The 14,221-nt window shown below is 69.9% G+C and carries 10 protein-coding genes and 4 tRNA genes; 6 read left to right on the top strand and 8 right to left on the bottom strand.

All coding sequences use genetic code 11. The annotated features are described in order from the left end of the window. Positions 1 to 278 precede the first annotated feature (278 nt). The gene (gene hrpA, locus PV419_RS37485) at positions 279 to 4,205 is read right to left on the bottom strand and encodes an ATP-dependent RNA helicase HrpA (RefSeq protein WP_319696641.1); all 3,927 of its coding nucleotides are present in this window, start codon (positions 4,203 to 4,205) and stop codon (positions 279 to 281) included. Between the two features lie 110 nt (positions 4,206 to 4,315). Between hrpA and PV419_RS37480 the strand changes: the two genes are divergently transcribed. Next, on the top strand, positions 4,316 to 5,395 hold the full coding sequence (locus PV419_RS37480) for an ABC transporter permease (RefSeq protein WP_319696639.1): 1,080 nt from the start codon (positions 4,316 to 4,318) through the stop codon (positions 5,393 to 5,395). Positions 5,396 to 5,475: 80 nt separating this feature from the next. After that, entirely contained in the window at positions 5,476 to 5,922 is a 447-nt protein-coding gene (locus PV419_RS37475; protein ID WP_319696638.1) for an MscL family protein, read from the top strand. A 182-nt stretch (positions 5,923 to 6,104) separates the two neighbouring features. On the opposite strand, the gene PV419_RS37470 is transcribed toward PV419_RS37475, so the two are convergent. From PV419_RS37470 to PV419_RS37450, 5 genes are all read right to left on the bottom strand, one after another. Then, a complete protein-coding gene (locus tag PV419_RS37470) occupies positions 6,105 to 6,860 on the bottom strand; it encodes a metallophosphoesterase (protein ID WP_319696636.1) in 756 nt (251 codons plus the stop codon). Between the two features lie 292 nt (positions 6,861 to 7,152). Beyond that, positions 7,153 to 7,226, bottom strand: a tRNA-Phe gene (locus PV419_RS37465). A 4-nt stretch (positions 7,227 to 7,230) separates the two neighbouring features. Then, a tRNA-Asp gene (locus PV419_RS37460) sits at positions 7,231 to 7,305 on the bottom strand. 38 nt (positions 7,306 to 7,343) lie between these two features. Next, positions 7,344 to 7,416: transfer RNA gene (locus PV419_RS37455), tRNA-Glu, on the bottom strand. A gap of 175 nt (positions 7,417 to 7,591) precedes the next feature. After that, the gene (locus PV419_RS37450) at positions 7,592 to 7,942 is read right to left on the bottom strand and encodes a metallopeptidase family protein (protein WP_319696635.1); all 351 of its coding nucleotides are present in this window, start codon (positions 7,940 to 7,942) and stop codon (positions 7,592 to 7,594) included. A 205-nt stretch (positions 7,943 to 8,147) separates the two neighbouring features. Between PV419_RS37450 and PV419_RS37445 the strand changes: the two genes are divergently transcribed. The 4 genes from PV419_RS37445 to PV419_RS37430 all read left to right on the top strand — a co-directional run bounded on the left by PV419_RS37445 (position 8,148) and on the right by PV419_RS37430 (position 12,982). Then, on the top strand, positions 8,148 to 8,756 hold the full coding sequence (locus PV419_RS37445; RefSeq protein WP_319696634.1) for a hypothetical protein: 609 nt from the start codon (positions 8,148 to 8,150) through the stop codon (positions 8,754 to 8,756). Positions 8,757 to 8,961: 205 nt separating this feature from the next. After that, positions 8,962 to 11,304: a DEAD/DEAH box helicase gene (locus PV419_RS37440; RefSeq protein WP_319696632.1), complete on the top strand. Its 2,343-nt coding sequence runs from the start codon at positions 8,962 to 8,964 to the stop codon at positions 11,302 to 11,304. Between the two features lie 221 nt (positions 11,305 to 11,525). Further along, a tRNA-Lys gene (locus PV419_RS37435) sits at positions 11,526 to 11,598 on the top strand. Positions 11,599 to 11,761: 163 nt separating this feature from the next. After that, positions 11,762 to 12,982: a right-handed parallel beta-helix repeat-containing protein gene (locus PV419_RS37430; RefSeq protein WP_319696630.1), complete on the top strand. Its 1,221-nt coding sequence runs from the start codon at positions 11,762 to 11,764 to the stop codon at positions 12,980 to 12,982. Positions 12,983 to 13,109: 127 nt separating this feature from the next. Here PV419_RS37430 and PV419_RS37425 read toward each other — a convergent pair whose 3' ends face one another. Continuing rightward, a complete protein-coding gene (locus tag PV419_RS37425; RefSeq protein ID WP_319696629.1) occupies positions 13,110 to 13,511 on the bottom strand; it encodes a hypothetical protein in 402 nt (133 codons plus the stop codon). A 243-nt stretch (positions 13,512 to 13,754) separates the two neighbouring features. Continuing rightward, positions 13,755 to 14,150 (bottom strand): hypothetical protein, encoded by a 396-nt coding sequence (locus PV419_RS37420; RefSeq protein ID WP_319696627.1) that lies wholly within the window; start codon positions 14,148 to 14,150, stop codon positions 13,755 to 13,757. Positions 14,151 to 14,221 lie beyond the last annotated feature (71 nt).

Here is a 14,221-nt window from a genome sequence, read left to right as displayed (position 1 = left end):
CGCTCTTTCGTGCGCTGCGGAGACAGACTCTACAGCAGGTCAGGGGGTGCGGTCGAACTCGCGCCCGGCGGCCGTACGGGGCGCTGTACGGGACGCCGTACGGGCCGGGGCCCAGTGGCCCCGCCGAGCCCCGGAACAAGTCCCAGAACGGCCCTGAGCGGCCCTGAACGGCCCCTGGGAACGCCCGTAAAGGCGCCCCAGAGGCTGGCTGAGCGCCGTCCGGGGCTCCGGCCCTCCGGGGCGCCCAGGGATTCGCCGCGTCCGCTGCGGCGCACCCGCTACGGCACGGCCGCGTCGATGGCCTTCACGATGCGCTTGTCGGAGATCGGATAGGCCGTGCCGAGGGCGTGCGCGAAATAGCTCACCCGCAGCTCCTCGATCATCCACCGGATCTCCAGCGCCTCCTGAGGCACCGGCCGGCCCGCCGGGAACTGCTCCAGCAGCCACGCGTACTCGTCCCGCATCTCCTTGACCTTCGCCATCCGTGCCCGGTCCCGCTCGGCGTTGGTCGGGAGCTGCTGCAGCCGCCGGTCGACGGCCACCAGATAGCGCATGAGGTCCGGGAGGCGGCGTACCCCGTGCGCGGTCACGAAACCGGGCTTGATGAGCTCCGCCAGCTGCTCCTTGACGTCCGCGAGGGACGCCAGCAGCGTGGGGCTCGTGGTGGCCTTCAGCCGGCGCTCGCAGGACTGCCAGGCCGCCAGCACCTCCTGGACCTTCCGCACGGTGTCCAGCGTCGCGTCCATGATGTCGGCCCGGACCCCGTCGAAGAGCTTGTGGAAGCCCTCCTCGTCCCACGCCGGGCCGCCGCGCGCCGCGATCAGCCGGTCGGCGGCGGCGGCGACACAGTCCTCGAAGAGGGCCTGCACGCTGCCGTGCGGGCTGCGCGAGAGCGCCAGCTTGGCCTGGTTGGACAGTTGGCCCTGGGCGAACTTGGCCGGGCTCGCGGGCAGCCCCAGCAGGATCAGCCGGCGGGTGCCGCGCCACATCGCCTGCCGCTGCTCGGCCTCGGTGTCGAAGAGGCGTAGGGCCACGGAGGCGCCCTCGTCCACGAGCGCCGGGTACGCCTTGACGGGCTGGCCCGCGCGGCGCGTCTCAAAGGTGCGCGGGAGCGTGCCGACAGCCCACCGGGTCAGCCCGGTGCGCTGCTCGATGCCCCCGCCCTCCTTGGAGGTCTCGAACGCCTTGGAGATGGCGGCCCGGGTCTTGGGCTTCAGCCGCTGCTTCAGCGCCTCGAGGTCCTTGTCCTCGGCGAGTTTGCGGCGCCGCTCGTCGACCACCCGGAAGGTGATCTTGAGGTGTCCCGGCACCTTGTCCGGGTCCCAGTCCTCCGGATCGATCCGCACCCCCACCATCCGCTGCAGCTCGCGGGAGAGCGCGGCCGTCAGCGGCTCCTGGAGGGGGACCACGGCGTCCAGGAAACGCTTGGCGTAGTTCGGCGCCGGGACGTAATTGCGGCGGATGGGCTTGGGCAGCGACCGGATCAGCTCGGTCACCAAGTCCTCGCGCAGCCCCGGGATCTGCCAGTCGAAGCCGTCCGGGGTGACCTGGTTGAGCACCTGCAGCGGAATGTGGACGGTGACGCCGTCCGCGTCCGTGCCCGGCTCGAACTGGTACGTCACCTTGAACTTGAGCTTCCCCTGGCGCCAGGAGTCCGGATAGGCGTCCTTGGTGACGCCCGCAGCCCGCTCGTTGATGAGCATCGACTTCTCAAAGTTGAGAAGCTCGGGCTCTTCTTGGCGTTTGTGCTTCCACCAGGAGTCGAAATGCGCCCCGGACACGATGTGCTCGGGCAGCCGCTGATCGTAGAAGTCGAACAGCGTCTCGTCGTCCACGAGGATGTCGCGCCGCCGGGCGCGGTGTTCCAGCTCCTCGACCTCGCCCAGCAGTTTGCGGTTGTCGTGGAAGAACTGGTGATGGGTGCGCCAGTCGCCCTCCACCAGGGCATTGCGGATGAACAGGTCCCGGCAGGTCTCCGGGTCGATCCGGCCGTAATTCACCTTCCGCTGGGCGACGATCGGCACGCCGTACAGCGTGACCCTCTCGTACGCCATCACGGCCGCCTGCTTCTGCTCCCAGTGCGGCTCGCTGTAGGTGCGCTTGACCAGATGCTGGGCGAGCGGCTCGATCCACTCCGGCTCGACCTTCGCGTTGACCCGCGCCCACAGCCGCGAGGTCTCCACGAGCTCGGCCGACATGACCCAGCGCGGCGGCTTCTTGAAGAGCGCCGAACCGGGAAAGACCGCGAACTTCGCGCTGCGCGCGCCCAGATACTCGTTCTTCTCGGTGTCTTTAAGACCGACGTGGGAGAGCAGCCCGGCCAGCAGCGAGGTGTGGATGTGGTCGGGCGCCGCGTCCTGGTCGGACATCTCGATGTCCATCGTCTTCGCGACCGCGCGCAGCTGGCTGTAGATGTCCTGCCATTCGCGTATGCGCAGGTAGTTCAGGAACTCCTGGCGGCACATCCGGCGGAACGCGGACGAGGACAGCTCCTTCTGCCGCTCCCTGATGTACTTCCACAGGTTGAGGAAGGCCAGGAAGTCGCTGGACTCGTCCTTGAAGCGGGCGTGCTGCTGGTCGGCCTGCTGCTGCTTGTCGGAGGGCCGCTCGCGCGGGTCCTGGATGGACAGCGCCGCCGCGATCACCATGACCTCGCGGACACAGCCGTTGCGGTCGGCCTCCAGGACCATCCGGGCCAGCCGGGGGTCCACGGGCAGCTGGGCGAGCTTGCGCCCGACCGGGGTGAGCCGCTTGCGCGGGTCCTTCTGCGCGCCGTCCAGCGCGTGCAGCTCCTCCAGCAGCTGCACGCCGTCCTTGATGTTGCGCCGGTCCGGCGGGTCGATGAAGGGGAACTTCTCGATGTCCCCGAGCCCGGCGGCGGTCATCTGGAGGATCACGGAGGCCAGGTTGGTCCGCAGGATCTCCGCGTCGGTGAACTCCGGGCGGGTCAGGAAGTCGTCCTCGGAGTACAGCCGGACGCAGATGCCGTCGCTGGTGCGGCCGCAGCGGCCCTTGCGCTGGTTGGCGCTGGCCTGGGAGACCGGCTCGATGGGCAGCCGCTGCACCTTGGTGCGGTGGCTGTAGCGGGAGATCCGGGCGGTGCCCGGGTCGATCACGTACCGGATGCCGGGGACGGTCAGCGAGGTCTCCGCCACATTCGTCGCCAGGACGATCCGGCGGCCGGTGTGGCGCTGGAAGACCCGGTGCTGCTCGGCGTGCGACAGACGCGCGTACAGCGGCAGCACCTCGGTCGCCCGCAGCTGCTTCTTATTGAGCGCGTCGGCGGTGTCCCGGATCTCCCGCTCCCCGGAGAGGAAGACCAGGATGTCGCCGGGGCCCTCGGCCTGCAGCTCGTCCACGGCGTCGCAGATCGCGGTGATCTGGTCCCGGTCGCTGTCCTCCCCGCCCTCCTCCAGCAGCGGGCGGTAGCGCACCTCGACCGGGTACGTACGCCCGCTGACCTCGACGATCGGCGCGTCGCCGAAATGGCGGGAGAAGCGCTCGGGGTCGATGGTGGCGGAGGTGATCACGACCTTGAGGTCGGGGCGGCGGGGCAGCAGCTGGGCCAGATAGCCGAGCAGGAAGTCGATGTTGAGGCTGCGCTCATGGGCCTCGTCGATGATGATCGTGTCGTACTGGCGCAGCTCGCGGTCGGTCTGGATCTCGGCCAGCAGGATGCCGTCCGTCATCAGCTTGACGTGGGTGTCCTGGCTCACCTGGTCGGTGAAGCGGACCTTCCAGCCGACCGACTCGCCCAGCGGCGACCTGAGCTCCTCGGCGATGCGCTCGGCGACCGTACGGGCCGCGATGCGGCGCGGCTGGGTATGGCCGATCAGACCCTTGACGCCGCGACCCAGCTCCAGGCAGATCTTGGGGATCTGGGTGGTCTTGCCGGAGCCGGTCTCGCCCGCGACGATCACGACCTGGTGGTCCCGGACCGCGGCGAGGATGTCGTCCTTCTTCTGGCTGACCGGCAGCTCTTCGGGGTAGGTGACGGCGGGCACGGCGGCGCGGCGGCCGGCGACCCGCAGCTCGGCTCGCTCGATGTCATCGGCGATCTCGCCCATCACGGCCGCGCGGGCCTCGGGCTTACGGATCCGGCGCATGCCGTCGAGCCGGCGCCCCAGCCGCTGCTGGTCGCGCAGCATCAGCTCGGGCAGCCGCTCCAGCAGGGCGGTCAGGGCGGGGGCAGGGGTGGTGGACATACGGGCTCCAGGATCTCACCTCTGGAAATCGGCTGGCGAACCATTTCTGTCCGGTGTTGTCCAGGCCATGTCGGAAGGTATGTCCGTCATGCCCGTTCTAGCGTGACCTCATGGGCGACGAGGCGAGTGACGACAGGGCCGACGGGAGGAACGGCAACGAGCGTGAGCCGGGGCGCCGGCCCTGGTCGTCGGCTTTCAGACACTCGCCATACTTCCCCGCGACGGTCGTCGTGCTGATCATCGCCGCGGGCGCGGGCCTCTTCGCCGGCTCGTACACCTACGCCTTCGCCAACCCCACCCCGCACCGCATCCCCACCGCCGTCGTGATCCCCGGCCGCGGCGCCCCCACCGAGAAGACCTTCGTCGCCGGCATGGAGAAGGCCCTCCACGCCTCGCTCCGCCTGCACCTCTACCCCACGTACCCGCGCGCCCTGGAAGCCGTCGACCAGCAGGCCGTCTTCGCGGTGCTCCGGCCGCGCGGCCGCGGGGTGGAACTGGACGTCTCCAGCGCCTCGGGGGCGTCGGTGGCCCAGGTGCTGACCGAGGCCGGGGCGAAGGTGGGTCGGGCGCTCGGGGTGCCGATCCTGGTCAGGGACGTGAACCCGCTGCAGCGGGGCGATCCGCGCGGGCTCGCGATCTTCTACATCTCGCTCGCCGCGGTGATCATCGGCTTCCTCGGCGCCATCCAGCTGAGCGTGCACGCGCGGGCCCTCGAACCGGCGGAGCGGATCGCCTTCACCCTCGCGTACGCGCTGCTCGGCGGCTTCGCGATCGCGGCCATCGTGGACTGGGGCCTCGGTGCGCTCGACCTCCCCTTCGCGGAGTCCTGGCTGATCCTGGCGCTGACGATGTTCACCTCAGGGATGGTCTTCTCCATGTTCAGCGTCCTCTTCGGACGGTGGGCGCTCATCCCGACCTGGGGCCTGATGGTGCTCCTCGGCAACCCCTCCTCGGGCGGCGCGGTCTCCTGGCCCCTGCTGCCCTCCCTCCTCGGCCACATCGGCCGCTGGCTGCCCCCGGGCGCCTCCGTCAACGCGCAGCACACCGCGGTCTACTTCCGCGGCCACCAGCACGCCCTCCCGTTCCTGGTGCTGGCCGGATGGGCCCTGCTGGGCTGCGCTGTCTTCTGGAACTGGCGCCACCGCCACCCCGGCGGCCGTGAAACGCAGGTGCGCCCGCCCGACCGCTGACGGGCATCAGCCGCTTGCGCGGTCCGCCACTCGGAGCAGTTCCGGTTGTCGGCCCATCCACAATCGACTGTCCTGGGAGCATGCTCAAGGGCTTCAAGAACTTCCTGATGCGTGGCGACGTCATCGTCGTGGCGGTGGGCCTGGTCATCGCCCTGGCGCTCTCCACCTTGATCAAGTCGTTCACCGACAGCGTCATCAACCCGATCATCGCCCGCGCCCAGGGCGGCAAGTCGGCCGGCCTCGGCCGGCAGCTCGGCCAGGCCGGGAACAAGACCACCTACCTCGACATCGGCTCGTTCATCTCCGCGCTGATCTACTTCCTCATCTTCATGGCGGTGGTCTACTTCCTGATCGTCGTGCCGTACAAGGCCGTCCAGGCGCGCCGTGGCGTCACCGTGTTCGGCGACCCTGGGCCCGTCAAGACCTGCCCGGCCTGTCTCTCCGGCGACATCCCGGAGGCCGCCGCCAAGTGCCGCTACTGCGGAACCACACAACCCGCGACGCCCCAGCGGGGACCGGCGGGCTGATACGAGTACACCTCCTCCGGGACACCCCGGAGGAGGTGTACGCCCTGACGGGCTGCGGTGGCTGGGGCCGGGGTCGAACCGGCGACCTTCCGCTTTCGTCCGTGCTCGTCCGCCGCTGTCCGTCGGCGTGGTCACGCGGTCAGACACGCACCCTGCCTCTCGACGCGAACGTGCATGGGCGGTCAGGTGGTGACGCATCGGTAATGGGTGGTCAGCCGTCCTTGATCGTCCAGGACGTGGAAGGCGAGCGCGGGAGGCTGATCCAGGTCGACGTAATCCTGAGGGTGGGCGCGGCGCTCCCAGGGGAGGCGGACGGTGGAGGCGACTCCCGGGGCCACCAGCAGCGGGCGCTCGGCGAAGGTGGTGGCCGCGGGGGTATGGGCGTGCCCGCAGAGGAAGGCCGCCAGGTTAGGGTGGCGGGCGGCGAGTGCGGCCAGCCGCTCCTCTCCGAACTGGCGGATCCCGTCGATGAAGGGCTCGTGCAGCACGGCCGGCGGGTGGTGGAAGCCAACCAAGGCGGGCACCGTTTCGGGGGTTTGCGCCAGCACCTCCTCAAGCCAGGCGAGGGTCTCGTCCTCGAGGTAGCCCTCGTGCTTGCCCGGCATCGAGGAGTCGCACAGCGCGATGACGGCCTCGGCGGTGCGGTGCACCTGGTTGACCGGGGCCGCCGACCCCCGTTGCCCCAGCAGGTGTTGACGGAACGCGGCGCGGTCGTCGTGGTTGCCGGGGCAGACCAGCATCGGATGCCTGGAGACCAGCAGTTTGCGAGCCTGCTCGTACTCGGCGGGCAGGGCGTGGTCGGCGATGTCACCGGTGACCAGGACGGCATCCAGGTCGTAGGGGAGGTCGTCGAGGTAATCCATGACAGTTCGGGTGCGGTCGATGCTGCGTTGTCCGTCGTCGATATGGATGTCGCTGAGGTGAGCGATGACGACCACGTCGGGACTCCCTAGTGTCGAGATCAGGTACTTCCATGCGCTTGCTTCGGACAACCTGTGCTCGGTCAGGCCTCCGCCTTCGGCGCTCATTGTGCACCTCCCGCCCCTCGCCGTCTCCGCGCTCCGAGCCCACCAGGAGCGCCAGGCGCAGGAGCGGGCGGCGGCCGGCATGGCCTGGCAGGAAAGCGGGCCGGTCGGGCACGTCGTCCAGCAGATCGTAGGCGTCACAGGCAATGAAAAAGCCCCCTCCGGGTGACCCTGGAGGGGGCTTCTGCCCTGGTGAGGGCTGCGGTGGCTGGGGCCGGGGTCGAACCGGCGACCTTCCGCTTTTCAGGCGGACGCTCGTACCAACTGAGCTACCCAGCCGCAGCGGTCCTGACGGGATTTGAACCCGCGGCCTCCACCTTGACAGGGTGGCGAGCACTCCAAACTGCTCCACAGGACCAAGCTTGTGCGAGCTCTAGTCTCGCACATGGTGTTGCGTGCCCCCAACGGGATTCGAACCCGTGCTACCGCCTTGAAAGGGCGGCGTCCTGGGCCACTAGACGATGAGGGCTGATGGCCCACCTGGGCGCCTTCCGGCGCCGTCGGGGACGTGAGAAGCATATGGGATGCAGGTGAGGTTCGCCAAAACGGTTTATGGGGAGGCGGGTGTCGGGCGCGCCCCCGGCCGTTCTCGGGTCGGTCGTCCCCAGTCGGGAGGTGTCGGCCGACCTGGGTCTTCGCCTGGGTCAGCCCCACCCCAGTTCGTGGAGGCGTTCGTCCTCGATGCCGAAGTGGTGCGCCACCTCATGCACGACTGTCACCGTCACCTCGTGCACCACGTCTTCCGGCGTCTCGCAGTAGCGCAGGGTCGGGCCCCTGTAGATGGTGATCCTGTCCGGCAGGACCCCGGCGTACCACTCGCCGCGCTCCGTGAGCGGTGTCCCCTCGTAGATGCCCAGCAGCTCAGGGGCGGACGGGGCGGGTTCCTCCTCTACGAACACGGCCACGTTGTCCATGACCCGCGTCAGCTCCGGCGGGATCTTGTCCAGGGCCTCGCTCACCAGCTCTTCGAATGCTTCGCGCGTCATCTCCAGCACACGGCCATTGTCGGGGACGACGGGCGAATGCGGGTATGCAGCGACCCCGCCCATGCGAGGTTTCCGGCTCCCGCCGCTGCGCCCGACGCTCCGGATGCGGTAGGTCCGCCCAGAACGGCTGATCCGGCCGGCGCGTGTCCTGGGCGGGGTGGGTCCAGTTGGGCAGTGCGGTTTCGTCCGTACGCGCCCTGGAGGCCCGCCCCGCATGCCCGGATCGCCCGCTCCCCGCCCCGCCCGTCCCGCCCGCCGCTCCGGGGCGTCCCGGACCTCTCGCGTCCTGCGGGGCCCCTGCGTGGTGGCGGCCCTCGTCGCCGCGGCCGTGGCCCTGGCGGGCTGTACGAGCGTCTCCGACGGCCCGAAGCGCCCGGGGCGGCACCACGGCGCCCATGACCGCGGCGGGGCGGCGGAGCCCGGCGGGGGCGTGGTGACGTCGGACGCCAAGGCGCGTACGTACCCGGACGCGGGCGGCGGTCACGAAGGGGATGCGAAGGACGGGAAGCGGGCGAAGGACAAGAAGAAGGGGAAAAAGGGGAGTGAGGGAGAGAAGGGGGCGAAGCGGTCGGCCTCGGCGTCCGCGCCGGGCGGGGCCGAGTCCTCTCCCGCCAAGCCCCCGAAGGGCGGACCGGGCCCGCAGCGGCCGGTGCCGTCCGCTCCCTCGTCGCCGGCGAGGCCGGCGACCCCGTCGGGGGGCGCCCCCTCCACCGCGGCCCCCTCGAACCCGTCGTCGAGCGCCCCGGAGCCGCCGCGGCCGACCACCTCCGCCCCGGCGTCCCCGCCCGCCTCCCCGGCGCCGGAGGACGAGGAGACGGACTGAGGGCGGGCGCGCGGCGGATTTGCTCTTGAGGGGTGAGAGTGCGTATGGTGGTAGATCGTTTGATCCCATTTGCCCGGCGCCAAACCGAAGAGCGCCGCGTGGCGCGTTCCTTACCTTCCCGTGGCTGACCGCACTGAGGCGGTTTTTTGCGACATCACACGGAGTTTGGGCGCGTGCCGAAACTCCGGAAGGTTTCGCATTTCGCATGTCCGTTGCCACTGACCACGCCGTCATGCCCGCTGCCGACACCGAGCAGAACGAGCTGGCCGAGCAGGCCGAGCGCACCCAGACCGCCGAATCCGCCCAGACCGCCGAATCCGCCCAGACCGCGGAATCCGCCCAGACCGCGGAATCCAGCCAGGCCCCCGAGCAGCCGCAGGCCCCCGAGCAGCCCGAGATCACCTTCGCCGACCTCGGCCTCCCCGAGCAGATCGTCCGCAAGCTGGCGCAGAACGGCGTCACCACGCCCTTCCCGATCCAGGCCGCGACCATCCCGGACGCCATGGCCGGCAGCGACATCCTCGGCCGTGGCCGCACCGGCTCCGGCAAGACCCTGTCCTTCGGTCTCCCGCTGCTGACCACGCTGGCCGGCGGCCACACCGAGAAGAAGCGCCCCCGCGGCCTCATCCTCACCCCGACCCGTGAGCTCGCCATGCAGGTGAGCGACGCGCTGCAGCCGTACGGCGACGTCCTGGGCCTCAAGCTCAAGGTGGTCTGCGGCGGTACCTCGATGGGCAATCAGATCTACGCGCTGGAGCGGGGTGTCGACATCCTCGTCGCCACCCCGGGCCGGCTGCGCGACATCATCGACCGCGGCGCCGCGTCGCTGGACAAGGTCCAGGTAACCGTCCTGGACGAGGCCGACCAGATGGCCGACATGGGCTTCCTGCCCGAGGTCACCGAGATCCTCGACCTGGTGCCGCAGGGCGGCCAGCGGCTGCTGTTCTCCGCGACCCTCGAGAACGAGATCGACACCCTCGTCAAGCGCTACCTGGTCGCCCCGATCACCCACGAGGTGGACCCCTCCGCGGGCGCGGTCTCGACCATGACCCACCACGTGCTCGTAGTGAAGCCGAAGGACAAGGCGCCGGTCACCGCCGCCATCGCCGCGCGCAAGGGCCGCACGATCATCTTCGTACGGACCCAGCTCGGCGCCGACCGCGTGGCCGAGCAGCTGCGCGACGCGGGGGTGCGGGCCGAGGCGCTGCACGGCGGCATGACGCAGGGGGCCAGGACCCGGACGCTGGCCGACTTCAAGGACGGCTATGTGAACGTGCTGGTCGCCACGGACGTCGCCGCGCGCGGCATCCACGTCGACGGCATCGACCTCGTGCTCAACGTGGACCCGGCCGGCGACCACAAGGACTATCTGCACCGGTCCGGCCGTACCGCCCGGGCGGGCCAGAGCGGCACGGTCGTCTCACTGGCGCTGCCGCACCAGCGGCGGCAGATCTTCCGGCTGATGGAGGACGCGGGCGTCGACGCCTCGCGCCACATCGTCGGCGGCGCCGGTGTCTTCGACGAGGACGTGGCGCGTATCACAGGCGCCCGCTCGCTCACCGAGGTGCAGGCCGAGTCGGCAGCGAACGCCGCCAAGCAGGCCGAGCGCGACGTCCAGGAGCTCACCCGGGACCTGGAGAAGGCGCAGCGCCGGGCTACGGAGCTGCGTGAGGAGGCCGACCGGCTGACCGTGCGGGCGGCGCGGGAGCGCGGCGAGCACGTGGCCCCGGCGTCGGCCGGCGCGGAGGCCAACGCCGCTGCCGCCCCGGAGAGCGCCGCCGCCCCCGCCGACACCTCGACGGACGTCGTGCTGCCCGCCCAGCGCTCGGCCGAGGCCGAGGCCGCGGTGGCCGAAGCCGCCCCTGCCGCCGCTGTCGCCGCCGACGAGGCGCCGCGGCGCTCCTCGTACGAGCGTCGTGACGAGCGGGGCAACTTCGACCGCCGGGAGCGCCGGGACGGGGACCGTGGTGACCGTCCGTTCAACCGCGACCGCCGTGACGACCGCCCGCGCGGCTCGTACGAGCGCCGCGACGACCGCCGTGACGACCGGGGCGGGCGTTCCTTCGAGCGCCGTGAGGACCGGGGTGACCGTGGCGGCTACCGCCGCGACGACCGTCGTGACGACCGTGGTGGCCGCTCGTACGAGCGTCGTGACGACCGTGGTGGCTTTGAGCGCCGGGAGCGCCGGGACGGCGACCGTGGTGACCGTCCGTTCAACCGCGACCGCCGTGACGACCGCCCGCGCGGCTCGTACGAGCGCCGTGACGACCGGGGCGGCCGTTCCTTCGAGCGCCGTGAGGACCGGGGCGACCGTGGCGGCTACCGCCGCGAGGAGCGCCGCGACGACCGGCCGGGGCGTCCGTTCGAGCGCCGCGACCACAACCACCGTGGCGGCGACCGCCCGTTCGGCCGCGACCGCCGTGACGACCGTCCGGCCCGCCGCGACGACCACCGGTCCGGCAACACCGGCGGCCGGTCCTACGACCGTTCGCACGACCGGTCCTTCGACCGCCGCGCCGACAAGCCGCGCTGGAAGCGCAACGGCTGACCACAGCCGGCCGACCGCCGGCCCGGCGCTGTCCGCAGGCGCCGAACGGCGCCGCCGGACCTGATCGGCGGCGTGTACGACGGCCACCGATCGGCCGGTCGAGAGGCTGGCTGAGAGGCTGACCGAGAGGCCGTGCAACACCCGGTTGTTGCACGGCCTTTCGACCCTGTGGGGTATTGGCTCGGGTCTTCGCCCCCGGCCGAGCTATGCTGCGGGGGTGCGGGTCATTAGCTCAATTGGCAGAGCAGTGGACTTTTAATCCATTGGTTCAGGGTTCGAGCCCCTGATGACCCACTGGCGAACCGCAGGTATGCACCGCTGACCTGCGGTTTTCGTCATTTTGGGCACGTGGTGTCACCCACCTGCGCCCGAGCGGATGCCGTCCCCCGCGGCTCCGCTCAGGCTGATCTTGCTGCTTCGAGTCATCCCGAATCCAGCAAGGCGAAGGAGACACCTCGTGCGACTTGTGACAACGCTCCGCGGCCTCGTCCCGGTCATGATGCTGGCGGCGTCGGTGTGGGGCGGCCCCGCGTCGGCGGTGGCCGAGGGGAAGGGCGGCGGGAGTGGTGGGCATGGGCACAGCCACGACGACGGCTTTGCCCATCACCACGGCTACAGCGACCACCACGGCTACAACGACGAACGTGACCGAGGCAACGGCAAAGGTGACGGCGGCGAAGGCGGTGGTGGTGGCGGGAACGAAGATCATCCGGATGTGGCCTGCGGGGACGTCGCCGCGCTGATCAGCGCCATCAACGATGCCAACAACACCGGCGCGGGGGTGATCACCCTCGCGCCGAGCTGTGTTTACACCCTCACGGGTGCGGCGGTGGCCTCCGGGGCGAACGGGCCCGACGGGCTGCCGGTGATCACGGGGAACGTCACCCTCATGGGGGCCGATACGACCATCACCCGCAGCTCGGGCACGGCCTTCCGTATCGCGGAGGTCGCCCCCGGAGGAACCCTGAGCCTCTATGGCATCACGGTCTCCAACGGGTCGGCGACCACCGCGCCCGCGGGGCTCAACGGTGGCGGCATCCTCGACGCGGGAACGCTGCTGCTGACGTCGAGCGTGGTCACCGGAAACACTGCGAGCAACCTCGGCGGGGGAATTGAGGTCGCGAACAATGCCTCACTGACGCTCAGCTCCAGTCAGGTGACGAACAACACCGCCGGTGACGGTGGCGGCATTCACGTCAATACGGCGGGAACGCTGACGGCCCTCAGCAGTCAGATCTCCAACAACACCGCCAGCGGTTCGGGCGGCGGAATCTCCAACTTCGGAGACGTGACGCTGACCTCGGTGGAACTTCGGAGCAATCACGCCCTTAACTTCGAGGGCGGTGGGGTCACCACCAACGGCGGCAATTTCAACATCAATGGGGGCATCATCGACGGTAATACAGCCGGGAGTCACGGAGGCGGTATCGCGAACTTTGGAAGCCAACTGCTGTTGCAATCCGTAGTCGTATCCAACAACACTGCCGGACAGAACGGTGGCGGCCTGTACAACGCCTCGGGAACCGCCCAGCTCATCGGTGACCAGGTAACCGGAAATACGGCCAACGGCGGCCAGGGCGGCGGCATTTTCGTGGCCGGCGGAACGGTGACGCTGCCCGGGACCACCGTCTCCGGCAACATTCCGAACAACTGCGTGCCGGGCCTCCCCGGCTGCTGATGCGCCCCGCGGCGGGGATGAACGAGCAGCGGCCCCCGGCGGAGAACTCTGCCGGGGGCCGCGCTTGTCGACCGGGGAGGTGGTGCCGTGATTTTGTTTGGGCGGGCACACGGCACCTGCTACGGCATCAGTGGCCGTGGCGGTGCGACTTCTTGCTCTTGCTCTTGGTCGGCGTGCTGGTGGCGAGAGCGATGTTGGTGCAGGGGCGGCCGACGTTGATGTCGCCGGTCGGCGACGGGTTGCCCGTCGTGGCGATGGGGCCGGTGGTGACGTCGCAGTCGTTGCTCTGAGCCACCACAGCGGAGTTGGTGAAGTTGACGCAGTCGCTGCCCGCGTTGATGTCACCGGTCCCCGACACGCTGCCCGTATCGGCGATCGCGCCGGTGGTGGTGTCACAGTCATTGCTCTGGACGGTGCCGCCGGAGCCGAACAGGGGGCCGAAGCCGTAGGCGCTCGCGCCTCCCGCGGTGCCGATGACGATCGCGCCGGCTGCTGCGGCCATGAGAGCGGCCTTCTTGCCAATCTGCATTGGTTGGTGCCTCCATTTAGGGTCTCCGCGAATTCCGCAGACGCCTTAACAACGAAGGCAATTGGCGAAGGATCCGGGGGGGATCTCAGCTTCACCCGTCCGTCGCAGTAAGGATATCTTTCTCTCATGGATGTTTCCATGAGAGCGGCCCCCGGCAGTGAACTCTGCCGGGGGCCGCACTCATCGATCGGGGAGGTGGTGCCGTGATCCCGCTCGGGCGGGCACACGGCACCTGCTACGGCATCAGTAGCGCGACTTCTTGCTGCTCTTCTTGGCCTTGTTGCCATTGCCGGGCTGGGCGAGAGCGATGTTGGTGCAGGGGCGGCCGACGTTGACCTCGCCGGCCGGCGACGGGTTGCCGGTCGTGGCGATGGGACCGGTGGTGACGTCGCAGTCGTTGCTCTGGGCCACGGCACCGGAGTTGGTGAAGTTGACGCAGTCGCTGCCGACGTTGACGTCGCCGGTCGACGACACGTTGCCTGTCGTGGCGATCATGCCGGTGGTGGTGTCACACGAGTTGCTCTGGACGGCGCCGCCGGAGCCGAACAGGGGACCGTAGGCGCTCGCGCCTCCCGCGGTGCCGATGACGATCGCGCCGGCCGCTGCGGCCATGAGAGCGGCCTTCTTGCCAATCTGCATTGGTTGGTGCCTCCATTTAGGTTCTCCGCGATTTCCGCAGACGGCCTGACAACGAAGGCAATTGGCGAAGG

It is taken from the genome of Streptomyces sp. ME19-01-6, assembly GCF_033793745.1.
Lineage (GTDB): Bacteria > Actinomycetota > Actinomycetes > Streptomycetales > Streptomycetaceae > Streptomyces.
This window is presented reverse-complemented; position numbering and strand designations above follow the sequence as displayed.

Bases quoted from the DNA above. Each gene is read 5' to 3' on its own strand.
- hrpA (WP_319696641.1), bottom strand. From the start codon at position 4,205: ATGTCCACCACCCCTGCCCCCGCCCTGACCGCCCTGCTGGAGCGGCTG.
- PV419_RS37480 (WP_319696639.1), top strand. From the start codon at position 4,316: ATGGGCGACGAGGCGAGTGACGACAGGGCCGACGGGAGGAACGGCAAC.
- PV419_RS37475 (WP_319696638.1), top strand. From the start codon at position 5,476: ATGCTCAAGGGCTTCAAGAACTTCCTGATGCGTGGCGACGTCATCGTC.
- PV419_RS37445 (WP_319696634.1), top strand. From the start codon at position 8,148: ATGCCCGGATCGCCCGCTCCCCGCCCCGCCCGTCCCGCCCGCCGCTCC.
- PV419_RS37440 (WP_319696632.1), top strand. From the start codon at position 8,962: ATGTCCGTTGCCACTGACCACGCCGTCATGCCCGCTGCCGACACCGAG.
- PV419_RS37425 (WP_319696629.1), bottom strand. From the start codon at position 13,511: ATGCAGATTGGCAAGAAGGCCGCTCTCATGGCCGCAGCAGCCGGCGCG.
- PV419_RS37420 (WP_319696627.1), bottom strand. From the start codon at position 14,150: ATGCAGATTGGCAAGAAGGCCGCTCTCATGGCCGCAGCGGCCGGCGCG.